The sequence below is a fragment of the Geomonas limicola genome, from assembly GCF_014193675.1.
Classification (GTDB): Bacteria; Desulfobacterota; Desulfuromonadia; order Geobacterales; family Geobacteraceae; genus Geomonas; species Geomonas limicola.
The window spans coordinates 79,651-104,571 of sequence record NZ_BLXZ01000011.1 but is presented as its reverse complement, the minus strand read 5'-3'; the positions used below and the strand labels follow the sequence as shown (position 1 = coordinate 104,571).

19 protein-coding genes are annotated in these 24,921 nt (G+C 62.2%); 9 read left to right on the top strand and 10 right to left on the bottom strand.

The window, feature by feature from the left end:
* Nucleotides 1–34: 34 nt before the first annotated feature.
* The 5 genes from H7688_RS21425 to H7688_RS21405 all read left to right on the top strand — a co-directional run bounded on the left by H7688_RS21425 (nt 35) and on the right by H7688_RS21405 (nt 2,845).
* Nucleotides 35–427, top strand: a complete 393-nt coding sequence (locus H7688_RS21425) for a S41 family peptidase (RefSeq protein WP_183363293.1) — start codon at nt 35–37, stop codon at nt 425–427.
* Nucleotides 424–795 (top strand): glutaredoxin domain-containing protein, encoded by a 372-nt coding sequence (locus H7688_RS21420; protein WP_183363292.1) that lies wholly within the window; start codon nt 424–426, stop codon nt 793–795. The genes H7688_RS21425 and H7688_RS21420 overlap by 4 nt, the downstream gene beginning before the upstream one ends.
* Before the next feature lie 236 nt (nt 796–1,031).
* Nucleotides 1,032–1,214 (top strand): MerR family transcriptional regulator, encoded by a 183-nt coding sequence (locus H7688_RS21415; protein WP_183363291.1) that lies wholly within the window; start codon nt 1,032–1,034, stop codon nt 1,212–1,214.
* A gap of 123 nt (nt 1,215–1,337) precedes the next feature.
* A complete protein-coding gene (locus H7688_RS21410) occupies nt 1,338–2,300 on the top strand; it encodes an HD-GYP domain-containing protein (RefSeq protein WP_183363290.1) in 963 nt (320 codons plus the stop codon).
* A gap of 41 nt (nt 2,301–2,341) precedes the next feature.
* The gene (locus tag H7688_RS21405) at nt 2,342–2,845 is read left to right on the top strand and encodes a chemotaxis protein CheX (RefSeq protein ID WP_183363289.1); all 504 of its coding nucleotides are present in this window, start codon (nt 2,342–2,344) and stop codon (nt 2,843–2,845) included.
* A 135-nt stretch (nt 2,846–2,980) separates the two neighbouring features.
* On the opposite strand, the gene H7688_RS21400 is transcribed toward H7688_RS21405, so the two are convergent.
* The 5 genes from H7688_RS21400 to H7688_RS21380 all read right to left on the bottom strand — a co-directional run bounded on the left by H7688_RS21400 (nt 2,981) and on the right by H7688_RS21380 (nt 11,407).
* Nucleotides 2,981–4,606 carry a fumarate hydratase gene (locus H7688_RS21400; protein ID WP_183363288.1) on the bottom strand — a complete coding sequence of 542 codons (1,626 nt, stop codon included), beginning with the start codon at nt 4,604–4,606 and terminating at the stop codon, nt 2,981–2,983.
* Nucleotides 4,607–4,856: 250 nt separating this feature from the next.
* The gene (locus tag H7688_RS21395; RefSeq protein ID WP_183363287.1) at nt 4,857–7,352 is read right to left on the bottom strand and encodes an Ig-like domain-containing protein; all 2,496 of its coding nucleotides are present in this window, start codon (nt 7,350–7,352) and stop codon (nt 4,857–4,859) included.
* An 81-nt stretch (nt 7,353–7,433) separates the two neighbouring features.
* A complete protein-coding gene (locus H7688_RS21390) occupies nt 7,434–8,777 on the bottom strand; it encodes an OmpP1/FadL family transporter (protein WP_183363286.1) in 1,344 nt (447 codons plus the stop codon).
* A gap of 308 nt (nt 8,778–9,085) precedes the next feature.
* Nucleotides 9,086–10,939: an AMP-dependent synthetase/ligase gene (locus tag H7688_RS21385; RefSeq protein ID WP_183363285.1), complete on the bottom strand. Its 1,854-nt coding sequence runs from the start codon at nt 10,937–10,939 to the stop codon at nt 9,086–9,088.
* A 204-nt stretch (nt 10,940–11,143) separates the two neighbouring features.
* Nucleotides 11,144–11,407, bottom strand: coding sequence for a hypothetical protein (locus tag H7688_RS21380; RefSeq protein ID WP_183363284.1), 264 nt, complete (start codon nt 11,405–11,407; stop codon nt 11,144–11,146).
* Between the two features lie 184 nt (nt 11,408–11,591).
* Between H7688_RS21380 and H7688_RS21375 the strand changes: the two genes are divergently transcribed.
* Nucleotides 11,592–12,164 carry a class I SAM-dependent methyltransferase gene (locus H7688_RS21375; RefSeq protein ID WP_183363283.1) on the top strand — a complete coding sequence of 191 codons (573 nt, stop codon included), beginning with the start codon at nt 11,592–11,594 and terminating at the stop codon, nt 12,162–12,164.
* Nucleotides 12,165–12,287: 123 nt separating this feature from the next.
* Here H7688_RS21375 and ubiE read toward each other — a convergent pair whose 3' ends face one another.
* On the bottom strand, nt 12,288–12,995 hold the full coding sequence (gene ubiE / locus H7688_RS21370; RefSeq protein ID WP_183363282.1) for a bifunctional demethylmenaquinone methyltransferase/2-methoxy-6-polyprenyl-1,4-benzoquinol methylase UbiE: 708 nt from the start codon (nt 12,993–12,995) through the stop codon (nt 12,288–12,290).
* A 167-nt stretch (nt 12,996–13,162) separates the two neighbouring features.
* On the opposite strand from ubiE, the gene cdaA reads away from it, so the two are divergent.
* From cdaA to H7688_RS21355, 3 genes are all read left to right on the top strand, one after another.
* Nucleotides 13,163–14,335, top strand: a complete 1,173-nt coding sequence (gene cdaA, locus H7688_RS21365) for a diadenylate cyclase CdaA (RefSeq protein WP_183363281.1) — start codon at nt 13,163–13,165, stop codon at nt 14,333–14,335.
* Between the two features lie 136 nt (nt 14,336–14,471).
* The gene (locus H7688_RS21360) at nt 14,472–15,503 is read left to right on the top strand and encodes a C40 family peptidase (RefSeq protein ID WP_183363280.1); all 1,032 of its coding nucleotides are present in this window, start codon (nt 14,472–14,474) and stop codon (nt 15,501–15,503) included.
* 107 nt (nt 15,504–15,610) lie between these two features.
* Complete coding sequence (locus H7688_RS21355) at nt 15,611–17,284, top strand: B12-binding domain-containing radical SAM protein (protein ID WP_183363279.1); 1,674 nt, start codon at nt 15,611–15,613, stop codon at nt 17,282–17,284.
* A 115-nt stretch (nt 17,285–17,399) separates the two neighbouring features.
* On the opposite strand, the gene H7688_RS21350 is transcribed toward H7688_RS21355, so the two are convergent.
* The 4 genes from H7688_RS21350 to lpxC form a co-directional block, all read right to left on the bottom strand.
* Nucleotides 17,400–17,852 (bottom strand): hypothetical protein, encoded by a 453-nt coding sequence (locus H7688_RS21350; protein ID WP_183363278.1) that lies wholly within the window; start codon nt 17,850–17,852, stop codon nt 17,400–17,402.
* Nucleotides 17,853–17,969: 117 nt separating this feature from the next.
* Complete coding sequence (locus tag H7688_RS21345; protein ID WP_183363277.1) at nt 17,970–21,170, bottom strand: YhdP family protein; 3,201 nt, start codon at nt 21,168–21,170, stop codon at nt 17,970–17,972.
* Between the two features lie 27 nt (nt 21,171–21,197).
* Nucleotides 21,198–23,465, bottom strand: coding sequence for a sensor histidine kinase (locus H7688_RS21340; RefSeq protein ID WP_183363276.1), 2,268 nt, complete (start codon nt 23,463–23,465; stop codon nt 21,198–21,200).
* A gap of 420 nt (nt 23,466–23,885) precedes the next feature.
* Complete coding sequence (gene lpxC / locus H7688_RS21335) at nt 23,886–24,803, bottom strand: UDP-3-O-acyl-N-acetylglucosamine deacetylase (protein WP_183363275.1); 918 nt, start codon at nt 24,801–24,803, stop codon at nt 23,886–23,888.
* Nucleotides 24,804–24,921 lie beyond the last annotated feature (118 nt).

Here is a 24,921-nt window from a genome sequence, read left to right as displayed (position 1 = left end):
CAGTGGCTGGAAGCTTCGTATAACTTAACAGTCCATGATCAGACGCGTCTTTATCACGTTCATACTGCTTTTGAGTCTTGTGCCGGTCGCCTGGGGAGGCAACACCTCGCGCGATTTCGGCGGTGTCGGGATCGACGGCGTCCCCCGCTCCGACGGCACCATCCTGGTGCGCCAGCTGGTGACGGGTGGCCCCGCACACCGGGCAGGTATCAGGCCCGGCGACGTCATTACCCGCATCGACGGCAAGGCGACCTTCGGCAGCGACTTCAAGGAGATGGTGGAACACCGGCTGCGTGGTCGTGCCGGAACCTCGGTCCTGATCCAGGTGAGACGCCCCGGCGAAACCAAGAGCTTAACCTTCAGCCTGATGCGCCGTCAGCTGGAGATCCCGGCGTCCGGGAAGAAGTCCAACAAAAAGGGGGAATGATGCGGATCCTTACCAGTGTCCTCTTGGCGGCCGCTCTTGTTTGGGGCGGCATGACTGCCCAGGCGGGCGACCTGAAGCAAAGTCCACTACCGGCCAAATCTGCGCAGAAACTGAAGTATCCCAAGGTGATTCTCTACTCGGCCTCCTGGTGCCCCCACTGCAAGGCGGCCAAGGAGTACTTCACCAAGAACAACATCCCCTTCATCAATAGGGACGTCGAACTCGACCCGGCTGCCATGGCCGAGGTGACCGACAAGTACAAGAGTCAGGGGGTACCCTTGATCGTTCTGGGTGATGACGCCGTGGTGCTCAAGGGGTTCAGCGAGGCGCGCTTCGAGAAGGCCGTGGAGAAGTTGAAGAAAAAGTAGCATAGACGGCTTGCGGAGAGAGAGGGGAGGTACCTGAGGGTGCCTCCCCCTTTTTTTTGCTCATGTGCCTGTAGGAATCAGGGGCGGTTGAGTACCCTGTTTCCGCAAAGGGGCAAGCATCTTCGGCCATAAGCTTGACATGGGGAGCATCAGCGATACCATGCAAACGGTGGTAGCGCTATAATAGTAGAGGATTGGCATAGTTACGCAAATGCCATATCCAAAGGGAGGGTGTCATGCTCGTCGCGAAGACCTGGTACAGCATCGAGGAAGCAGTTGACAAGTTCGGGGTGGAAGAGGAGCGACTGAGGGTCTGGATCGACGAAGGGGTGATCCGTACCGAGGAGGAGGGGGGAGTTCCGGTACGGGTGAACGGCGACGACGTCGAGCTCAAGCTGCAGGAGCTCACCGGTATCTAGCTCGTCGCTACAGCGGGACAACTTATCTTTTCTGCGGGCCTAAAGCTTAATGTGCAACTGCCGATATGCTTTCTGTATCGCGTGGTCCCGATGGCCGCCGGTGCACGTGAGCCGGAGGTAGCAATGGGAGAGTTGTACGTACCCGTCAGCATAGAAAGTATCCAGGCGGACCTGTTTCCCGACGTCGCCCTCTACCTGCGTAGCGGTGAGAAGTTCATCCTGTACAAAAGTACCGGGCGCAGCTTCACCAGGCAGGATGCGGCGCGCCTGGCCAAGAGCCGGGTGGATTTCGTCTTCGTCAGCCCGAGGGATCTGGAGCTCGTCACCGCGTTCCTCGAGGAATCGGCCCAGCGGGTACTCCAGGACCCGTCCCTGAAGCCGAAGGTGAAGGGAAAGATCATCTACCAGACCGCCCTCAACTACGTGGGGGACATCTTCGAGCACCCCGACAAGGTGACCGATTTCTCCCGCAGCCGGCGGCTCATGGAAAACCTGCTCAAGTACCTTTCCAGCGACAAGGAGTCCTTCACCGCGCTGGAGAGCGTGATGGCGCACAACTATCACACCTTCGTGCACAGCCTGCAGGTCACGGCACTCTGCCTGTTGCTGCACAGCGACGCTTACCTGATTTCCCATGACGAGATGCTCGACATCGGGATCGGGACCCTGCTGCACGATTTCGGCAAGATCTTCGTCGCCCAGGAGATCCTGCACAAGGTGGGGAAGTTGACGGCGGCCGAACTCGAGGCGTATCGAAGCCATCCCGAGGCCGGCTACCAGTACCTCAAGAACCACACGGAAATAAGCGACATCGCCCTGGGCATCGTCCGTTCGCACCACGAGCGCAACCACGGCGCCGGGTTCCCGCAGGGACTGACAGGAGCACAGATACCGCGGAGCGTGCAGGTTGCCGCCATCTGCGACGTCTACTGCACCCTTACCATCGACCGCTCCTGCCGGAAGGCACTTTCCTCTTCGATCGCCCTGCAGATCATGAGGCAGGAGATGAAAGGCGCCTTCAACGACCACCTGCTGGACGTCCTGGAAGGCATCGTCTGCACCGACAAACCCGGTCAGTTCTCATGACGCACCGGTATATATCTGAACCTCAGAAGGAGGGGATTTCCTTGAGCGCCATCACTTTTGAAGAAATCATGTTCACCATCATGTCCGCCACCCAGGACACCTTTAAAAGCTACATGAACCTCGACTGCTACGCCGGCAAAGTCGAGAAGAAGATCAATCCCTTGGGGAGCGACGTGGTCGGCATCATCGGGGTCGCCGGGGACCGGGTGGGCTACATCCTCTTCGCGACCGAACGCGCATCGGCCGAGCAGATCGCCAAGGGGCTGCTCATGCTCGAGGAGACCGACGACGACTCGATCAACGACGCGGTGGGCGAGATCTCCAACAACATCGCCGGTGTCTTCAAGACCAAGTACCACGAGCAGTACGGCAGCGTGGCCCTTGGTTTGCCGCTGGTCGTTTCGGGGCGTATCCGGCCCATCACCGACCCGCCTGAACCGCAGTCGGGCCACGACGGCAGCATGAGTGTGCAGTGCAAGGGGGTCACCATCCCCTTCACCACCATGGACGGGACCATCAGCTTCCGGGTCATGGTCTACATGTAGCAGGCGGAAACCTCGGAAAAGAAAAGCCCCCGATGCCAGTTGGCGCCGGGGGCTTTTTTACGTCCGTCGTTTTGTCGAGCGGTTGATACGCGTTCCCTCCCCCATGCAGGAGAGGGAACGCGTCGGGGTCGGCTCTTAGAGCCCTAACTGCTTGAAGAAGTCGTTCCCCTTGTCGTCCACCAGGATGAACGCCGGGAAGTCCACTACCTCAATCTTCCAGACCGCCTCCATGCCGAGTTCGGGGAAGTCGATGCACTCTACCTTCTTGATGTTCTCCTCGGCGAGGATGGCTGCCGGGCCGCCGATGGAGCCCAGGTAGAAGCCGCCGTGCTTTTTGCAGGCGTCGGTCACCTGCTGGCTGCGGTTACCCTTGGCGATCATCACCATGGAGCCGCCGCTGGCCTGCAAGAGGTCGACGTAAGAGTCCATGCGGCCGGCGGTGGTGGGGCCGAAGGAGCCGGACGGCTTGCCGGCCGGGGTCTTGGCCGGACCCGCGTAGTAGATGGGGTGGTTCTTCAGGTACTCGGGGAGCGGCTTGCCGGAGTCCAGGATCTCCTTGAACTTGGCGTGGGCGATGTCGCGCCCCACGACGATGGTGCCGGTCAACAGCAGCGGGGTGGAGACCGGGTGCTTGGTCAGTTCGGCGAGGATGGCCGGCATCGGCTGGTTCAGGTTGATCTTCACGCCGTGCTCGTGCTTGCCGCGGTAGCGCTCGGGGATGAGCCGCCCCGGGTTGTCGTCCATCTGCTCGACCCAGATCCCTTCCTTGTTGATCTTCGCCTTGATGTTGCGGTCCGCGGAGCAGGAAACACCCATGCCGACCGGGCAGGAGGCGCCGTGGCGCGGCAGGCGGATCACGCGTACGTCGTGGGCGAAGTACTTGCCGCCGAACTGGGCGCCGATGCCGCTCTCCTGGGCCGCCTTCAAAAGTTCCGCCTCGAGTGCCACGTCGCGGAAGGCCTGGCCGCCGGCGTTACCCTCGGTCGGGAGGGCGTCGAGGTACTTGGCGCTGGCGAGCTTCACGGTTTTCAGGCAGGTCTCGGCCGAGGTGCCGCCGATGACGAAGGCCAGGTGGTAGGGGGGGCAGGCCGCGGTCCCCAGGGTCTTCATCTTGGCAACCAGGAACTTGATCAGGCTGTCCGGGTTCAAGAGCGCCTTGGTCTCCTGGTAGAGGTAGGTCTTGTTGGCGGAGCCCCCCCCCTTGGCCATGAAGAGGAACTTGTACTCGCCCCCCTTGGTGGCGTAGAGGTCGATCTGGGCCGGCAGGTTGGTGCCGGTGTTGATCTCCTTGTACATGTCGAGGGCGACGGTCTGCGAGTAGCGCAGGTTCTCCTCGGTGTAGGTCTTGTAGACCCCTTTGGAGAGGTACTCCTCATCGTTGGCGCCGGTCCAGACCTGCTGCCCCTTCTTGCCCATGACGATGGCGGTGCCGGTGTCCTGGCAGATGGGAAGCTCCAACTTGGCGGCAACCTCGGCGTTTCTCAGGAAGGCGAGAGCCACCCCCTTGTCATTCTGGGAAGCCTCCGGGTCGGCAAGGATCGTGGCAACCTGCTCGTTGTGCTCGGGGCGCAGCATGAAGGAGAGGTCCTTCATGGCGGTGTTGGCCGCCACGGTCAGCGCCTCGGGATCCACCTTGAGCACTTCCTTGCCCTCGAAGTTGGCCACCGAGACGTACTTCTGGGTGTCGGGGAGCAGGCGGTACTTGGTCGTGTCGGGGCCCAGCGGGAAGGCTTCCTGGTACTTGAATTCGGGAGTTGCCATCGTTTTGTCTTCTCCTTTGCGTGGAATGATGGGTGACACCGGTGCTGGAAACGCTGACTGCGCCGCGAGGAGCTGGGCGGCCAGCCGGATTGTATACAGTATTCGCGAATATATTGCAAATCATTCACTTTGTCGAGAGGGAAGTTGTCTGACCCAGCCCGAAGCTGCTGAAACGACTGCGCCCCGGCCGCTGGTGCGGCACGGGGCGCTTTTTTGGTGCTCGCTGTGGTTGCCGTCCGGCGACGCCGGATTATCTCGGTGTGAAGATCTTCATGACCTTCGGGACGCTGACCTGGCCGCTCAGGCCAGAGGCCTGGGGCGCGACGGCCTTGGGAAGCGCGCTCGAGGTGACGGTCGGATCCACCACCAGCTGCGGCGTGGTGACCACCGGGCGCTGCAGGCCGAGGTAGTAGACCATCTGGCGTTGGGCAAGCTGGACGCTCGCAGGCGAATGCAGCGCATCGATCAGGAACGCGTGGGTTACGTCGGACTGCGGCGTCTTTCCGAAACGACCGAAGTGGAAGTACCCTTCGGTGGGGGAGGTAGCCGCGGCCGAGACGGCTGCCGTCACCTTCTTGGGGAGCCCGCTCAGGGTCAGCATGAACGACGTGGGGAGGCTGCCGTCGTCGTAGGTGACCTGGGCGAAGCCCGGGGCGATGTCGGTGCCGAGTACCCCTCGTCCGCCCAGGGCGTTGCCGAAGTAGCGGGTGCTGGAGTTCGGGATCACCTGGTCCCCGTCCAGCGGGAGGCCGCTTGCGCTGAACTGGGTCGTCGTTGCCTCCTGTACCAGGATACGGTTGGAGAGCCTGGAGGGGAGGCCGGTGCCGAGCGGGGTGGTCATGCTGGCGGGATCCGCCGGGTCGATGACCGTCTGGGTCAGCAGGAAGAACTGCAGATACTCCGGGCTCCCCTTGGCGATCCCGTTTGCGGCAAGGCCGGCGTCGACGCTGGGGCCGAAGGCGGGGCTCTCCTGGATCAGGTAGGCGAGGCGCCCCCCCGGCACGCTGAGGAGACCCTTCATGTCGCCGTTGAGCGTCGCCTGGGTGTAGGGGATGCCGACCGGGTTCAGGGTGGTGTTACCGGCGAGGTAGTAGGCACCGACGATGGAGCCGAGGCTGAGGCTCACGTACTTCGGCTTGATGGCCGGGTTGGGGGCTGCCGCGCCGAGCGGGGCGAAGCCCTGAGTCGGCAGTGCCGGTCCATAGCTCTTGCCTGCCAGCAAGGTGGCGAAACTCGGGGTGGCGAGTACCAGTTCGAGCCGGTGCAGGTTGAAGGCGGCCTGCTGGATGTTGGAACGGGTAGCCAGAGGGGCACCGACCGAAATGAAATCCTGCCCCCAGACGCTGCTGGCGGTATGCTGCGGGAAGGCGAGCCCCTGGTCGACACCGGGGATGCCGGTGCCGTGCAGCGGCAGGTCGATGGCGACGACCGCGTAACCCGCAGCGGTGAGTGCGCCGGCGACCGCAGCCACCTGTTCTTTCTGGCCGGTGATCCCGTGCTGGAAGATCACCACCGGCCACCCTCCGGCGGGGGCGGCGCCGACCGGCGGGATGTAGAGGAACGGTACGTCACGCGGCGTGTAGTAGAAGCCGGTGGCGAGGTTGGCATTTCGGAATGGAATGACCACCGAGGTTGCCGGGGAGTAGGTCCCGAAGGGGACGTTGAGGTCCATCGAGCCGTTGCCGCGCGCCACGACGGGATTCATGGAGATGTCGGCGCTGGGGAAGTGACCGGCTATGACGTCGCCCATGGTGGTCGGGGCGCTGCCGATCCCGACGGTCTGGGACCAGAAGGCAGCCGCCGGGATGGTGGCGGTAACGCTAGCTACGTTCTGCCCGTCGGCAATCCAGTTTTTACCGGTGAGCCCGCCCAGGTCGTTGCCGGCGGCAAACGCCCTGAGGGCGCTGTCAACCGGGAGCTGGCTCACCGTCAAGGGGGTCCCGTTCGCGTTGACCTGAACGTTTTGCAGGAATCCCGAGCCGGTGGTGATGAAACGCCCGAGCACGGCGATCTGATCGCGGCTGCTCACCGTGGTGGTCGAGGAGGCGGCGATCAGGTCGTCCATCACCTTGGCGTAGCCGGAGAGGAGCACGTTGTTGCCGCTGGTGCGGTTCGCCCGGATGGCTTCGAGTGCGGCGAAGGGGCCCGTCAGGGGGAGCGTCGACTTCAAGGCGCCAAAATAGGGCGAACTGGTCACCGAGCCGGAGGTCGCCGCGTCTTTCACGCGGTTGGTCACCAGGTACAGGTAGCGGGTGCCCGGCAGGAGCGGGAAGTTGGGGAAGAGCTGTACGTCGGTCGTCCCCGGGGTGTAGCGCACGCTGAACAGGGCGGATACGTCGGTAAAGCCGAGCGGGTTGTTCTCTGTCGGACTGTTAGTGTCGGCGCTGATCTGGAACACCTTGATGTTCTGCGTGGTGACGGTCGAGGGGACCAGGGGCGCCGAGAAACGCAGGTAAATGGGAGCGTTCAGGCCGGACACGGCGTTGGTCCCCCCCACCTCGTAGAGGTTCTGGTAGGCGAGTGCCTCGAGCGGGTCCAGCGGCACGGTGGCCGGGCGGGCCCCGACAAAGCCGGTCGTCGGGTCCTGGTACTGGGTGAGCGGGTCGGCCGCCGTCGCGGTCGCCAGGATGTTGGGAAGCGGTACGTTGCTGGTGGTCGGGTCGAACTGGACCGCATTGGGGCTGGTGCTCTCCGACAAGCCGGTCGAGCTGCAACCAAGGGGCAGCAGGGAACACAAGCACAGCATGAACCATAGGCTGAAGCGAATCATGGTGTCACCTCTTAGCTCTGAGCTGGATCAGGTTTGGGTTGTTGGTCATCGGGGCCGCTAGAACTTAACCGTGATGCTTGCGGCCAAGAGATGAGCGTCGCTCTTGAAGGTTCCGTTTTCCCCGCGCAGGGAACCCAGGTCCTGGTTGTTCACCTTGCGGTCGGTGAAGTGCACCCACATGTAGGCGAGGTCCAAGGTGGTCGTCCCGCTGTGGATACCGGAACCGATCGAGAAGCTGTGCCGGTCGGAGTCGGGCAACAAGGGGTCAACGGTCGAATCGGGGACCGGGCTGGTGTCGAAGGAGTAGCCCGCGCGCAGGTCGAGCTGCGGGGTCACCGCATACTGGGCGCCGAACTTGTAGGCCCAGACGTCCTTCCAGTTGCGCGGATCCCCGTGGCCGTTGAACGCCGCAAACTGGGGACTGTCGAAGTGAATGTCGAGTTTGTCGAAGCTGCTCCAACCGGTGCGTGTCGCATCGAATTCCAGGGTCAGCTTGTCTGTAGGCATCCAGGCGACGCCGAGATCGAGGCTGTCGGGCAGGGTGATGCTGGTGGAGGCGGTGCTGGTGGCACGGGCCCTGGCGTAGGGGAAGTTTGCCGGCGCAAGACCTATGGCGGTCAGTCCGGCATCGGTGGTGGCCAGGAAGTTGGAATCCCCGGTGATGTCGAGCTGCACCTCGCTACGGTAGGCAACCCCGAATCGCAGGTCATTGCGTGGCCGCCAGGCCACACCGAGGTTGTAGCCAAAGCCGGTAGCCGTACCGTCGAGCCCCAAGGAGCCGAGCTCGAACGCCCCAAAGGGGGCCGACACGCCGGGGGAGTAGGCGGCTCGCTGCAAAGAGACCATGGCGTAGGTCACGTCGAGACCGACTGCCGCAGAAAGGTTGAGGTCGTCGAAACGGTACGCCACCGTGGGCTGGAAGTTGATCGGCTTGATCGAGACGTTCTGGACCTGGTTGCGGAAAACACTGCTGTCGTCCCAGCTCTTTGCCAGTGGGTAGATCGAGTTGATACCCAGGCCGAAGCTCAGCGGCAGATGTTCCAGACTGTAGGTCGCATAGAGAGTCGGGGCGATGAATATGTCACGTTTGGCATGTTCGGTGACCACCGAGTTGCCGATGTCGAACGGCGGGTTGCCGCTCAAAGGGGTGGTGCCGGTGAACTGTGTCTGCGGAACGATGATGGTGAGCCCGCCCAGGTTGACCTGGGCACCCGGCAAAAAGGCGATCCCCGCCGGGTTGTAAAACAGGGCCGACGGGTCGTCGGCTTGGGCAGTGAAGGCATTGGCCATGGCCATCGCCTTGGCTCCCTGCTCGCTTACCTTGAACCCTGCTGCATGACTCTGTGACGTTGCCCCCCAAACGATGCCCAAAACTGCGGCGCATATCAGCTTGTTTCTCATGTGGCCCCCTGTGCCTAGGGTTGTTGACTTCCCCTGGGCGCAGGAGAAGTTGGTTCGGTATGGTCGACGGGTGCGGCAGTATAGACAGCCATTGTCTAATGAGCAAGCAGGCCGATTGCTCAGGCTACGGCGACAAGCTGCTGTAATCACGATGCTGGCTGGGTAAGATCTTTCATGTGCTCTTGGAATTTTTATCTGGTGATGCTACTGCCTGAGCAGCGTATGTCAAGCGGAGGAGCTGCTGCCGGTGCAACAAAATGAGACGCCGCCGGCTCGTGGAGTAAGGGAGCCGGCGGCGTTGGAGTGGATCAGTCGTGGGTGGAGAGGCTTGCCTCCACGGCAAAACGCTTGATTTTGCGGGTGGTGGTTTTGGGGAATTCGTCCTCGCGCAAGGTGAAGCGTTTCACGCGTTTGTAGTCTGCGAGATTCTTGCAGGCCGCGAGGACCTCGTCGCGGATCAGCTGTTCGACGTCGGCCACGGTGAGGGAACCCTTGCCGCGCTTCACCGCGAGGTTGTCGAGCTCCTCCTGGTTCGGGTAGATGACCGCGTGCACCTCTTCGGCGACCGCGCCCACCTTGTGCCCGTAGACCATGACCTCGGCGATGAAGGGGCTCTTCAAAAGCTCGTTCTCCACCTCTTCGGGGTAGACGTTCTTGCCGTTGGGGGTGACGATCAGGTTCTTTACCCGGCCGCAGATGGCGAGGAAGCCGTCGGCGTCGAGCCTCCCGAGGTCGCCGGTCCGGTACCAGCCGTCGTCGAGCACCTCGGCGGTCGCCTGGGGGTTGTTGTAGTACCCCTGCATCACGTTGGGGCCACGCACCAGGATCTCGCCCACCTGCTCCTCGTTGGGCGCGTCGATCTTCACCTGGACCTCGGGGATCACCCGGCCCACCGTGCCGAGCCGCCGCCGGTTGGGTTGCTCGGCAGCGATTACCGGCGCGGTCTCGGTGATGCCGTACCCCTGGTAGACGGGAAAACCCAGGGAGAGGAGCCCGGAGGTGATGGCCGGGTCGAGGGCCGCTCCGCCGCTGATAAAGATGGTCTTGCCGCCGAAGGCCCGCTTTACCTTGCTGGTCACCAGGGGACGGGTAAGGGGGGTCGAAAAGAGCAGCTGGGAGAGTTTCTTGGAGGCAATGGTCTTGCGGATCCGCTCCAGGAGCATCTGGTAGACGGCAGGGACGCCCAGGAGGAAGGTCGGTTTCACCTCGGCCAGGTTCTCCCCGAGCTTCTTGATCGACTCGGCAAAGGAGATCTTCCCCCCCATGTGCAGCGGCAGGAGGATCCCCACCACCTGCTCGAAGACGTGGTTGATCGGGAGAAAGGAGAGGGTATGCATGCTGTCGTCCAGGCCGAAGTGTTGCGCGGTGGCGACGATGTTGGAGACGATGTTGCCGTGGGAGAGCATGGCGCCCTTGGAGCGACCGGTGGTCCCCGAGGTGTAGAGGATGACGGCCGTATCCGCGGCGCCGCGCGGCGGGGTGGTGACGCAGGCCTCGAGGCGCAGGTCGTCCAGGTTGAAAAGCCTTCCCTCCTTGGCGAGCGAGGCGCGGATGGTGCGGACCTGCGAGAAGGGGTCGGCCACATCGTTGGCCTTGGTCGTCGGTGCGTTCCAGTGCCGGTGCAACTGGGAAGCCAGCGCCTCGATGCGGGTCACGCGCTCCTGGGGGATGCTGTGCGCGGTGATGAGACCGTGCCACTCGGCCTGGAGTTCTTCCAGCGCCTTGGCCGTCTTGGGGTCGGCAGTCTGCTGCTTGACCGGGTGCAAGAGCACGATGCTCTCCAGGGTGGGGAGCTTGGGTACGTACTCGAGCAGGCCGTCCAGGTAGGGCGGGTCGGTGAAGATGATCCGGGCGCCGCAATCGGTGAGGATATGGCGCAGTTCGGCACTCTTGAGTTCCTTGTCGATCGGGACTACCACGCCGCCGGCTCGCAGTACGCCTAGGTAGGTCTCCACCCAGCGGATTGACGACGGGGCGAGCAGGGCGGCATGCCATCCCGGTTGGAAGCCGCGTTTGATGAGCCCGGCGGCTATCCGCCCCGAGGCGTCCCACAGATCGCGGTAGGTGATCTCGTGCCAGTTGCCGGCAATCTTCTGGCGCAGGGCGGTTCGGTCGGCAAAGGTCTCGCAGCGCGAGCGCAACAGAGCATCAATGGTCTGCATATCGGAAGAGGTCTCCTGTACGCACCCTAACAACCTGCGTCCTACCGTTCGCAGGCCTGATCTGGGTATCGGATTCTAATGATATGCTAGTTATACCAAGATTCACATTCTGGCGCTACCGCAGAATAAGCCTTGTCGCAAAATCGTGACACGGCTTAAAATTCCTCTTAGCTTTTGCCCCGGCCGCCGTGCGACCTGCTGGAATCAGTGTACCGTCTCAGTCTTGACGGCCTCGCCGAGCATCCGGCGCAGGACATCTTCCTCCACGAAGTTGAACAGGTCGCTTCTGCCGAATACCACCTCGACAGAGCCGCGCAGGCTCTTCAAGGTGACGGCTACCTCATGAATGCCGTTCCCGAGCAGGCCGAAATAGAGTTGTTCCGCGCTGCTCCCTTGCTTGCGGGACTCCCTGCCGCGCAGTTCGAAGTAGACAGCCTGGTCCAGTGCGTCGTTGGTAAGGTAGATCATGGGACGTACCTCCTGTGGTTTTTCTGTAGTAAATCACAGGCAGCTGACAAGAAATGTCGCAAGTGCTGGCTGGGGACTGGGGACTGGGGACTGGGAGGCGAGTCTGGCGGGCGGAGCGGAATGGCTTGACAGAGCTTTGTCGCTCTTGCTATCAGAACTGTCACCAATCAGAAACGGGGGGACGATGGAAGAGGATCGCATCAAGTGGGATGAACGCTACACCGGGGAGAGCTATTTCTTCTCCTTCGAGCCATCCAAGTTTCTGGCCCGCTGTTTCCCGGTGGTGAGTCCGCTGCTTCCCGGGCCGCGGGCCATGGATCTTGCCTGCGGGGAAGGGAGAAACGCAATTTACCTGGCCCGGCACGGGTTCGAGGTTACCGCCGTGGACATCTCGCCCCGTGGCCTGGAACGCGGGGCACACCGAGCTGCCGAGGTCGGTGTCTCGGTAGATTTCGTCGAGGCAGATCTCGAGGAATACCGGTTCGACGACTGCTATGACGTGATCCTGAACTTCAACTTCCTGTTGCGACCGCTCATCCCGATGATGGTCGAGGCACTCAACCCCGGGGGCGTTATCGTCATGGAGACCATTCTGGATATCCCATCGCTCGAGCCGGGACACACCAAGAGCTTTCTCCTGCAACCGGGCGAACTGTTACAGCTCTTCGAGGCTTTCGGTGGAACCGTCCACCTCTTCGAGGAGGAGGCCAAGGGCCCCACCCCGGTTGCGCGGATCATCTTTCAAAAGGCGGGTTGAGGCTGGGTGACGGCAGGCAACCTGCTGAGGCGCTCAAAGAAGAAAAGGCAGGATCGACAGCACGGGGCAGCTGCCCCTTCGCTCATCGAACCTGCCTTTTGTTTTTCTGTACCTTGAGCTGTGTTACTTGGTCCCGACGTAGACCGTGGCGATGCCGCCGGTCAGGTCGTAGTGTTTCACGTCCTTGAAGCCGACCTGGGTCATCATCCCCTTGAAGACGTCGCGGGACGGGAACTCCAAAACGGAGTCGGGAAGGTACTGGTAGGCGCTGAAGCGGGAGAAGGCGCCGCCGATGCGCGGCAGCACCTTCAGGAAGTAGAAGTGGTAGAGCTGTTTGAATACCGGCAGGGTCGGCGTGGAGAACTCGAGGATCACCACCTTGGCCCCGCCCTTCAAGACACGGTGCATCTCGCCGAGTCCCTTCACCCGGTCCACCACGTTCCTGATCCCGAAGGCTATGGTGGCGGCATCGAAGGTCTGATCTTCAAAAGGGATATCCTCGCAGGGGGCAACCTGGAAACTGATGCGGCCGGCATGGCGTGACTCGGCAACCTTGACCACCCCCAGGTCCACCATCTCCTTGCAGAAATCGACGCCGACGATCTGCACCGCCGCCGGGGTCTGGTTCGCGATTTCAAGGGCGACATCACCGGTGCCGGTGGCCACGTCGAGTACGCGCCCGGAGCCGGACACGCCGATCTTGGCTACCGCAAAGCGGCGCCAGCGCTGGTCGATTCCCAGCGAAAGCACACGGTTCAAAAGGTCGTAGCGCGGCGCGATGCTGCCGAACATGTCGCGTATACGTTCACCTTTTTCAGACAGTTTGTACATATTTCCCTACCTTTTTGAAGCCTGAAATGCTATAAAATTTCACCGCTTTTTGCCCCGGCGCTGCCGGAGGGAAGCATTGCTTATTAACACAAAGCGGTGCCGCTTGCCAGTAAAAACACCACCGGTCCCGTTTCAAGACCGCCCCCGACCACGCTAAGGAGGAAGCTGTGCTGCCGCACTTCCGGCCCCAGGACATCGCCGACATCCTGATCATGACCTTTCTGGTGTACCAGCTCTACTGCTGGTTCAAGAACACCAGGGCCCTTCAGGTCGTTCTGGGCCTGCTCTTTCTCGGGGTGATCTACGTGGTCACCAAGAACCTGGGGCTCTTCATGACCAGCTGGATCCTTCAGGAACTCGGGACGGTGCTGCTGGTCCTCCTGATCGTGGTGTTCCAGGCTGAGATCCGCCAGGCACTCTACCGCCTGAGCCTGTTGCGCAAGCTGTTCGACCGCCAGGAAGTGGGGCAGCGCGTCGACTTCATGGAGGTCTCGGGAGCGGTCTTCGGTCTCGCGGCGAGAAAGATCGGCGCCCTTTTGGTGTTCCAGCGCGAGGAACAGCTCGACGACTACATCCTGCACGGCGTCCCCCTGGAAAGCCTGGTGAGCGGACAGCTTATCACCAGTATCTTCTTGCCGAGTTCGCCCCTGCACGACGGGGCAGCGCTGATCCGCGAAGGCCGGCTGGCGCTGGCCTCCTGCCACCTCCCGCTCTCGGTCAGCGCCGATGTCCCGCAGCACTTCGGTACACGGCACCGCGCCGGGCTGGGGCTCACCGAGCGCTCCGACGCACTGGTGGTCATCGTTTCGGAGGAGCGTGGCGAAGTCTCCATCTCGGTGGACGGGCGCCTGGAGCGGGTGGCCAGCGCCGCCGACCTGCACGAGTGCCTGAGTTCGCGTTTGCTCCCCCAGTCGGCCCAGGCGCAACGGATCACCTGGAAGACCCGCCTGTTCAGCAACTTCTGGCCCAAGCTGGGGGTGTTGACCGTGGTGTTGATCAGCTGGCTCTTGATCACCTACCGCCAGGGAGAAATTCTCACCGTCACCGCCCCGATCAAGTTCCACAACCTCCCGGACAGCCTGGTCCTGGCGCGCAGTTACCCGGAAGAGGTGGATCTGCAGCTCAAGGCCTACTCGAACCTGGTGCGCTCCCCGCGTGACCTGAACGTGGTGGTCGACCTCGATCTCGCCAAGGTGAAGGAGGGGGGCAACACGGTGACCATCCGCAAGGACGACATCAAACTCCCCCCGGGGATCATGGTGGACAGCATCGAACGGACCCAGGTCAGGGTGACCGCGGAACGCAAGAACAGCAAGGACGGCACTCCAAAAAATCGCTAGCAGCGGAAACCACTGATATTTTTGCTAAAGAATCCGTGCCGGACTGCCGAAAGGGGCAATGAGGTTGACAATGTGACACATTTGTTATATAAATGTGCGCGCCTGCAACTATTTATAAAACAATGAAGGAGGATTAATGATACGTAGCCTCAAGCTAATAGCCTTCAGCCTTATTATCCTTGCCCTCCCTTCCTTGGCCTTCGCAGCGAAAACCCATCGCGTCAAAAAGAACGAAACCGTCTATACCCTGGCCAAGAAATACCACGTCACGGCAGAGGAGTTGAAGTCCGCCAATAACCTGGTGAGCGACAACATCAAGCCGAAACAGGTTCTGGTCATTCCTCCCCGTACCGTTCCTTCCGCAGGCGGCGCAGCCTCTGCCGCCGTGTACAAGGTCAAAAAGAGCGAAACCCTTTCCCGCATCTCCCAGAAAACCGGGGTCTCCGTTGCCGACCTGAAGCGGTTGAACGGTCTCGCCAGCAGCAGGGTGAAGAAGGGGAAAGTGCTGGTGCTGCGTGAAAGCGCCCCCGCCGCCGAGGAGGCCCGTCCCCGGGTGGCCGCGGTGCGCAAGCTGCAGCTGCGCCACGGGGACCTGTTCAACGAGAAGGACTACGAGCAGAGCCTCATGGAGCTGACCGAGAACGAGCCCGAGCGCCAGGTGGACCTGCGCAAGAACACCGAGCTCAAGGTGGACGGCCTGAAGGAACTCAAGAAATCTGCCTACGGCTTCCTGGGCACCCGCTACCGCTTCGGTGGCAGCTCGAAATCCGGTGGCATCGATTGCTCCGGATTCGTGCAGAAGGTGTTCCGCGAACTGGAAGTCTCCCTGCCGCGCACGGCGCGCGAACAGTTCGAGGTGGGGACCTCGGTGGCGCCGGGCGACCTGCAGAGGGGCGACCTGATCTTCTTCAGCACCTACGCCTCCTACGCCTCGCACGTCGGGATCTACCTGGGGAACGGCAAGATGATCCATGCCTCCTCCCGGGACCGCAGGGTGGTCATCTCCCCCATGAACACCTCCTACTACCGCTCCCGGTACCTGGGCGCCAAGCGCATCGCCAAGGTGAACCCGGACGTCTTCAAGCTCGACGACCTGATGCTCGGTGTCGAGGAGGAGAGCGCGGAAGATACCATGTCGAACGACGCCCTGGGGCTGAACAGCAACTAGCCTGGCTTTAAAATTTACGCCTCGAAAATCCGGCCGCCTGGCCGGATTTTTTTTGTCCACTGCCCGGCTTTCGGGCTAAGATGGAGGCGGTTTTCACGAGGAACTCCATGAAGGTCGTACTTTCCTATAGATGCCATCCCGAAGGGGCGCAGGATCCCTTCACTTCGCTCTTGCCGGTGGGGCTTTTGAGCCTGGACGCGGTGCTGCGCAAAGAGGGGCACCGCGTCACCCTGGCCAACTTCTCGGGATACCCGTGGAAGGAGGTGCGCCGGATCCTCAAGGAAGAGCGTCCCGCGGTGCTGGGGATCTCCCAGTTCACCCACAACCGTTTCGACTCGCTGGAGCTTGCCCGGGTGGCCAAGGAGCTCGACCCGCGCTGCCTGGTGCTTCTGGGAGGTCCGCACGCGACCCACGCAGGGGAAGAACAACTGGCCCAGCACCCCGAGGTCGATGCGGTTGTGCTGGGGGAGGGTGAGGAAACCCTTCTGGAACTCCTGCGGGCCTTAGCCGCCGGACGCAAGCTCTCGGAGGTGGCGGGACTGCTCTACCGCGGGAACGGCACGGTCCTGCGTACCCAGGCGCGCCCCCCCATCGCCGATCTCGATGCCCTGCCGCTTGCCGCGGCCGCCGAGAGCCACGGCATCGGGGTCGATTACCGGCGCCAGCTCGAGTTCATCATCACCTCGCGCGGCTGCCCGGCCAGTTGTCTGTTCTGTTCCTCGCCGCTTTTCTGGGGGCGCGGGGTCCGCTTCCGCTCCCCGGCCTCGGTAGTCGAGGAGCTGCGCCTGTTGCGCGAGCGCTTCGGCCTGGTCTACTTCTCGCTGCGCGACGACACCTTTACGGCGGACCGGGAGCGGGTGCTGGAGATCTGCCGGCTTTTGGAAGAGGCGCAGCTCGGCATGCTCTGGAACTGCCAATCCCGGGTCACTGCGGTGGACCAGGAGATGCTGGCGGCCATGAAGCGCGCCGGGTGCGAGTGCATCCAGTTCGGCGTGGAGTCAGGGTCGCCCACCATGTTGAAGGCTCTGGGCAAGCGGATCACCCCGGATGCCGTGGAGCAGGCCGCGGCCGCGGTGCGCCGCGTCGGGCTCAACCTCTCCATCTACCTGATTACCGGCATCCCCGGCGAAAGCGAAGAGGACCTGAAGGCGACCCAGCGCCTCATCGAGCGGATCAAACCCCAGGATGGCCAGGTGTCGCCTCTGGTCTACTACCCGGGGACCCAGCTGTTCAGTCAGGCGGTGCGCAAGGGGGCTGTCTCCGAGCGGCTCTTCGAGAAAGCGTCGGGGGAGGGGTTTCTGGTGCGGAGCGACCCCTTCGTGGAACGCTCGCGGCGCGGCATCCTGAAATCTCTCGAACAGGCCGGTGCCAAGGCCCGCTACTCCCGGCGCGATTTCCAGAAGCAGCGCGAGCTGGTCGGGTACTCGTTTGTCACCGAGATGCTCGCTGCGGAGAGCCTCGAAGAGGGTGAGGATTTTGCGGGGGCGCTGGCGCTGTATCGTGAGATGGTGCGGCGGGAACCGAAGAACCCGTGGGGGGCGTTGCTCGAGGCGGGTCTGCAGGGGAGACTCGGGGAGTTCAAGGCGGCGCGGCAGGGGTACCTGAAGGTGCTCAAGCTGGTGCCGCGCCACCTCCCGGCGTTTTTGGCCTTGGGGGAACTTGCGCTGGAACTGGGCAAACCGGACGAGGCGCTCGACTGGTTTGACCAGGCTCTCGAGCTGGCACCGGGGGACGCGGCAGCCGCCGAGGGGGTGCAGGTCGCCCGGGAGCTCATGGGGTGAGGCTGGGGCGGATGAAACCTTAGGCGCGAAGCGTAATGGCGGTGCATAAAAAAAAAGGGGGCAAGGCCGAATGGCCCTGCCCCCTTTTTTTTTTCAAGCGTTGACAGCGTTACTATTAGTTAACTTTGATTCCCGGAGCGAAGATGATCTTTTCGAAGGTACGCTTCAGGGTCTTGCTCTGGAAGTTGATCATCGGCGGGGAGTCCGGGAATTCCACGGTATCGCCAACTTTCACCTTGGTCTGCATAACGGCAACCCACACCTTCTGGCCGTTCTCTTCTACCTGGACGTAGGTGTACCCGCCGGAGTCCATGGTCTCGGTGACTTTACCTTTGTGGCCAGCGCCGGATTTGATCTCCTGCGGCTTCAGGCCGGCATGGGGATCGCCACCGCCGGGAGCGGCTGCAGGCATCTGGGAGGGAGCGCCCGGCATCTGGCCGGGAGCGGCAGGCATCTGGCCCGGAGCTGCTGCCTCGGGAGCGTTCGCTTTCGGTGCTTCTTCCTTTTTCTTGCAGCCGGCAGCTGCCACAGCAACAATTGCCAACATGACTACTAAGGTCTTCTTCACAGTTTCCTCCGAGTTGGATAAATTTAAGCTTTAACCCAACGGCCAAAATAGCACAACTGCTACGAGCGTTACAATAGAAAAAAGTCAGTTTCTGACACTAACTTCTCCTTGAATACACTACTTTCCGATGATCACCTCACCGGTGTCGGTGAAGAGTTTCGCCGGCAGCTCAAAGACCCTCTTGAAGATGTTCAACACCCCCTTCCCCAGCGACTTGACCGGTATGGCCGTGACCCGCGGATCCTCAATGGGCCCCTTCGCCTCGAAGTAGGTGGTGATGAGCGAGCGGTCCTTGCCGGTCAGGATCCAGCCGACGATCGGGATGTGACTTACCACCTTGTCGACAGTCTGCAGTGGCTGCACGCCGATAGTGAGGTCCAGTTCGTTGCGTGGCAGATCGAACTTGCCGACCGTCGAGATGTTCATGGCGTTACTGTCGATGTAGAGGTTCTGTGTCGAGGCGATGCCGTCTTTCACCGCGAAGTCGCCGGAAATCTTGTTGAAGGGCATCCCCCCGGAAACCATGTCCGGCAGCTGCCCCTTGACCAGTTGTGAGACGTTCAGGATGGAGAACACCTTGGCCAGCGTGGAGAACCTCCTGATGTTGCCGTGCTCGATGCGCAGCTTCAGGGCTCCCAGCGCACTCTGCTTGAGTTCCTGCGCGGTCTCGCCCTTGGCCGAGAGCTCACCCTGCAGCGTCAGGGCCCCCACGACCTGCTGCTTTTTCACCCCGAAGGCGTGCAGCAGCTTGTCCGCCGAGACCTTCTGCGCGTTGCAGCTCACCTGGTAGCGGGTGGCGCTCGAGCCGAAGTCCATGCGCACCTTCCCGGTCAACTCCCCGTCCAGGCAGGCCATCTCGAACGGCTGCAGGTAGACGATCTTGTCTTCCAGCTGGATGAGCGTCTTCAGGTGCTGGAAGGGGGTGTCGCGGTACTTCCCCTCGGCCGCCGTCACCTGGGCCTTCATGGTGAACCGCGTACCGTCGACCCCCTGCTGCCGGCTGCCGAACAAGGGGTTCAGGTCCTCGAGTTCCAGGTGCGGCGAGTTCACCGTGACGTCGATGTGCGGGTGCTTGAGGTCCTGGATGCTCCCCTTGACCTGCAGGATGCTGTGCCCGAGTTGACCGGCGAGGGAGGCGATCTGCAGGCTGTCGTTCTTAAAGGCGACGCTCCCCTGCACCCGCTCGGCCCTGATGGGGGTCTTCCCCGTGGCGAAGCCGAGGTCGGCAAGATCGAGGGAGGGAGATGCGAAGCTGACCGAAACGGTCGGCGACTTGAAGTTGCTCACGCTGCCGTGCCCCGAGATGCTGGAGCTGCCGAGCCGCCCGGCGATCTGGCTGCTCTCCACCGAATCGCCGGTAAAACGCAGGGTGCCGTTCACCCCGGTGATCGGTTTCATCTTCTCGGTCGGCTTGAAGGAGAAGCCGGCCAGCGAGACATCGCCGGACCAGGAGGCGACCTCGAGGGTGGCCCCCTTCCCCTGGAGGGCGGCCTGCAGTTTGCCGGTCGGCTGGTACTTGCGCGCCGGCGGCACCAGCGGCGCCAAGTCGTTCACGACGAAGCTGTTGGTCTTCAAATCGACGCTGATCGGCCCGTGGTACTGGCTCACCGCAGTGGCGGAGAGGGAGAGTGGGGCGAGCGCGAAGTGCGAACCGGCGAGCCGGAACTGCTCCTTGTCGAAGCTGCCGTGGAAGCTGAGGGTGTTGTGGCGCCCCGCCGGCTTCGCGATGAGATCGGGGAGCGAGTACGAGGTCTGGGTGAGATCCCAGTCGCCCGAGAGGTTGTAGAGCGAGGTGGTCCCCTCGCCGGTAAGCTTCAGGGTCGAGCCGCCGCTTAAGGTCGACTTGTCGCCGCGGCCGTGTCCCAGGAACCAGGCGAGCTCGGTTTGCTGCGGCTGCAGGTTCATGTCGAACAGGTAACGGCAGGGGATTTCCAGCGGGTAGTCGGTGATGCGCCCCTCGAGGGTGAAGGGGGAGTTGCCGAAGCGGCCGCTCATCCCCCTGAGGGTGAAGTCCTTGCCGGCCAGCTCCAGCTGCCCCTTGATCCCGGTGAAACCGGGGATGCCGGAGCCGTAGTTAACAATCCCCTCCTCGACCCGCGCCTTTATGGTGAGGATGTTGTAGTTCTGCCCCCGCTCCATGTGCAGGATCTGGCTCACCCGCCCGTCCAGGCGCCCCTCGTCGAGCCGGTAGATGCCGCCGGCGATCTTCTGCTCGATGAAGTCGGCGGTGTCTTTCACGATGATCCCGTAGGGGATGTACTGCCGGAAATTTTTCAGGTCGAAGCGCCCCATGGTCGCCTTGGCGGTGATGCGCAGATCCTTGGAATGGATGTCGGAGAGCTTGCAGCTCCCCTGCACGGCGAGGCCGTCCACGTTCGCCTTGAACGCGCCGATGTTGAGGTCGCGCTCGGTGAGCTCCAGCTCGTAGCTCGCCTTCACCAGTTTCGGGGTGAGCAGGGCGTGGAAAACCTGGGGGTACTCGAGGCGCAGCCGGGAGACCTGCAGATCCCCCTTCAGCTTGAAGGCGGCGAGCTTCCCCTTGAGGTGGGCGTTCAGTTCCAGGTCTCCGGACAGGCTCTTGAAGGGTAGGTAGCGGCCGAAGTACGGGTAGAAGTGGCTGGCGTCGAGCGCCCCGAGCTTGGCGTGGCCGCTTAGTTCGCTCTGGGTGAACGGTTTCCCCTCCGGCGCCAGTTTGGCGACGCCGGCGAGGTAGATGGGGACCTTGCGGGTCGGGTACTTGAGGGTCCCGGAGAGCTTGAAGTCGCAGCTCTTGCCGCGGGTGAGGTTACTGAGGAAGAGGTCGGTGCGGGTCAGTTCGGTGATCAGGGGCTTTTCCGAGAAGGCGAAGTCGCTAAAGCTTACGTCGGCGTTTTTCAGCTCGAGCCCCTTGATCGCGGTGGCGCTCTCGTCCTTCGGGCGCTCCAGGAGGTCGGTTATGTTGAGGACCCCGTTCCTGTCCCGGGTCAGGGTCAATTTGGGGTGCTCGAGCTGCATGCGGCTCAACACCAGTTCCCGGCGCAAAAGCGGGATGAGCGCGATCCGGATGGTGAGCCGGTCCGCGGTCACGAAGTCGTCGACGCCGTTTTTCTCCTTGATGGTGACCCCGGTGAAGGTGAAAGCAGGGCCGTAGCGGAAGGAAAAATCCCCCATCTGGTAGCGCAGGTCGCGCTTCAAGGCGGCCCGGACCTGTGCGGTGATCTCGGCCTTGTAGGTGTCGAGGTCGAGGAACCTGAGGGCCAGGCTTCCTGCGACGACCACGAAAGAGATGATGGCTACGATGAGCGGCAGCAGCCATGCCCGCGCCCTTCTTAGTTGCATTGCTGGCTCCGAAACAGCGGTGCCCGCCTAGGAGGCGGCGTCCGCCGGCAATTCGATGATGAAACGGCTCCCCTTGGGGTAGTTCTCCTTGGCCCGGATGAAACCGTGGTGGTCGGTGATGATGGTGTTCACGATGGCAAGCCCCAGGCCGGTGCCGCTCTTTTTCCGCGAGAAGTAGGGCTCGAAGAGGCGCGGGCGGTCCTCCGGCGCGATGCCGTGGCCGTTGTCGGAGACGCTGAAGGTCGCCATCTTGAGTTCCGTGTTGAAGGCGCTGGCGAGCTCGATCTCCCCCTGTTCCTCGACGGCCGCGACCGCGTTGTCCAGTAGGTTGATGAGCACGCGCTTGATCTGGTCGCGGTCCAGTTGGATGAGCGGCATCTTCTCGTCGATCTTGAGCCTGAAGCTGATGGAGCGGTGCGCTTCCTGGTACAGGGTGAGCGCCTCCTTGAGGATGGCGTTCAGGTCGTTGGGGGAGGGGATGGCCGCGGGCATCCGGGCGAACTTGGAGAACTCGTCCACCAGCCCCTTCAATTCGTCGACCGACTTGATGATCATGGCGGTACAGTCGTCGAAGACCCGCTCCTCCTCCTCGAAACGCGCCAGGTAGCGCTTTCTCAGGCGCTGGGCCGAGAGCTGGATCGGGGTGAGCGGGTTCTTGATCTCGTGGGCGATGCGCCGGGCCACCTCGCGCCAGGCCGCCATGCGCTGTGCCTTGATCAGGCTGGTCATGTCGTCGAGTACCACGACCATACCCATGAAGGTGCCGTTCTCGTCCTTCAGCACGGTCAGGTTGGTGAGCAGGGTGAGATCCCCCTCGCGCATCGGGATGGTGACCTGGCGGGTGATGGAGTCCTGCTTGGCGACCACCATGTCGCGCAAAAGCCCCTTGACGATGTCCAGGTGTTCGGGCCTCAGCACCTCGCGGAAGTTGTGCCCGGAAACCTTGTCCAGGTTGATGAACAGGAGCTTCTCGGCAGCCTTGTTCACGTGGGTCAGGAGGCCGTCCTTGTCCACCGAGATGATCCCGGCGGTGACGTTGGCGAGTACGGTCTCCATGTAGCGGCGGCGCTGGTCCAGCTCCAGGTTGCTCTTCTGCAGCTCCCGGTTGGTGTCCTGCAGTGCCAGCTGGTTTTCCCGTAGGTCCTGGGTCATCCGGTTGAAGGAGGTGATCAGCATGCCGATCTCGTCGTGGCCGGTCTCGCCCAAATGCACGTCCAGGTTTCCCTCGGCCACCTGCCGGGTAGCCTCGGCCAGCTCCTGGATCGGGTTGGTGAGGCTTCTGGCCAGGTAGACCCCGAACCAGACCGCCAGGAAGATGATCACCATGGTGATGAGGAACAGGGTCAGGATATAGCCGGTGGTGATCGGGTTCTTCAGGATCTTCAGCTGGCGGAACTCGTGGTAGGAGGCCGAGATCTCGCGCATCTTGGCGACCATGGAGTAGGGGACGTAGTAGTTGACCACGATGACCCCGACGACGTCCTTGGAGTTCCAGTTGGAGTGCACGGGGACGATGCCGCGGATCAGGTCCGCCTTGCCGATGGAGTTGACCCGGGTGAACTGCTGCCCGGCCAGGCCGACGTTCAGGTCCTCGGAGGAGGGGTTGGTGAACTCGCCGGCGGGGAGCTTCGGGTTTGAGGCGCGGATGAGCTCCTCGCGCTGCGACGAGAAGACCTCCACCACCCCGAGGTTGTACTCCTTCTGCTTCTGGCGCACCAGTGCCTTCAGAGCCGGCAGGTTCTCCTCGTTCAGGAGCTTGCGTTCCTTGATGGCGTCCGAGATCTGCTGGCCGTAGTAGAGCGCGTTGGCCGCCTGGTTCTTGTAGTAGGTCTGCGCCACCTCCATCGACTCGTTGAGCGAGTTCTCCACCTGCTTGTTGAACCAGTTCTGGATGCTGTTGGTGATGAAACCGGCGGAGACGAAGAAGAGGAGCAGGGTGGGGATGAGCGACAGGGAGACGAAGGCGAGCACCAGCTTGGTGCGCAACTGCGACCCCGGAGCGTTTTTGCGTCGCTCCACGAAGAGCTTCGCGATGTTGCGGAAGACCAGGTAGACCAGCAGGATGATGAGCAGGATGATGATGTTGATGATGCCGAAGATGGTGATGTTGTTGCCAATCGGCACCTCGGAGTTGAGGCGCGACAGGTGGATCTCGGCGCTGGTCAGAAGCAGGATGGCCAGCAGCGAGACGACGATGATCACCGCCTCGCGCTTTCTCTTGCGCAGCTCCCTCGGGGTAAGGGTGGGGCCCGCAGCTTCGGCAGCTGCCGTGTTCTGTTCGGGTGTTTTTGGCATCAGGCCACTTTATATGAAAGCTGAGTAAGATTCAAGGAGTTAAGCCGTTTCGTGCCAGGTTTTGGAAGGCTGCGGAACAGGGTAACCTCATCTCTCCGACCATCAGAAAGCTTTGCGAGCGATCTCCCCCTTATTCTGATTTCCTTTTCATACAGATTTGTGGCCGAACCCTCGTTCCCCCCTTTGCGAAGGTGGGACAGGGGGGATTTAGCGCTGTGGCAAACGTCGAGATGGTAGCAACCGGGATCAAATCCCCCTGTCTTCCCTTCGCAAAGGGGAGGACGTGGGGGCGTGCGGTACCTCTGTGCAACGACGTCGCCGCAAGATCTCAGGGGAAGATCCAACAGGTCGGCAAAGAAAAAGGGTGAAAGCCCGTAAGCCTTCACCCTCTCGTTGTCAACGATATCAAGTAACTACAGTTTAGGCCTCGAGCCAGGAGAGTTCCGGAAGCGCGAGGTTGAAGGGGACGTTGGTGGCCTGCGGGGTGAACTCGACCAGCGCAAAGCAGTCGGTGCGCTTCAGGAGTTCGCGGGCCAGCTTGTTGTTGAGGTCGTGGCCGGACTTGGTGGACTTCACGTGACCGATCAGGCGGTGGCCGCAGAGTGCCAGGTCGCCTACCGAGTCGAGGATCTTGTGGCGCACGAACTCGTCGGAGTAGCGCAGCCCTTCGGGGTTCAGGACCCCTTCGTCGCCGATCACGATGGCGTTTTCCATGGAGCCGCCGCGGGCCAGGCCGTTGGCCTTGAGCATCTCCACCTCGGCCAGGAAGCCGAAGGTGCGGGCGCCGGCGATCTCGTCGCTGAACCCCTGCTGGGTGAAGACCATCGAGCGGGTCTGGCTGCGCACCGCCTGGTGGGCGAACTGCATGTCGAAGGTGATCTTGTAGTGGCGCGACGGGATGATGGAGATCTTCTTGTCACCTTCCACGATGGTCACGGCTTTCTTGAGCACCAGGTACTTGCGCGGCTTGCTGCTCACCTTGGTGCCGGCTTTCAGAATCCCGTCGACGAACTGGGTGGCCGAACCGTCCATGATGGGGACTTCCGGACCATCGATGTCGACGTGGGCGTTATCGATACCGCAGCCGTAGAGGGCTGCCATCAGGTGCTCGATGGTGGAAACGGTCGCCTGACCGTTGCCGATGGTGGTGGAGAGCCTGGTGTTGACCACGTTGGTCGCACGCGCCTCGATGGAGACCGCGGGGCAGAGGTCCACTCGGTGGAACACGATGCCGGTGCCCGGCTCGGCCGGACGCAGCGTCAGGTTGATCGGTTTCCCGGTGTGCAGGCCGATGCCGCTGAATGCTGCTTTGTTCCCCAAGGTCTGCTGAAATATCATAACTGGCTCCCTGCCACATTTAATCAGTATGCGGACTATCTAGCAAAGAGTGAGCCAAAACTGTAAACAAAAGACAGGTTTGCAAAGTGACGACAGCTCGACAGGTTAGCGCGGCGGG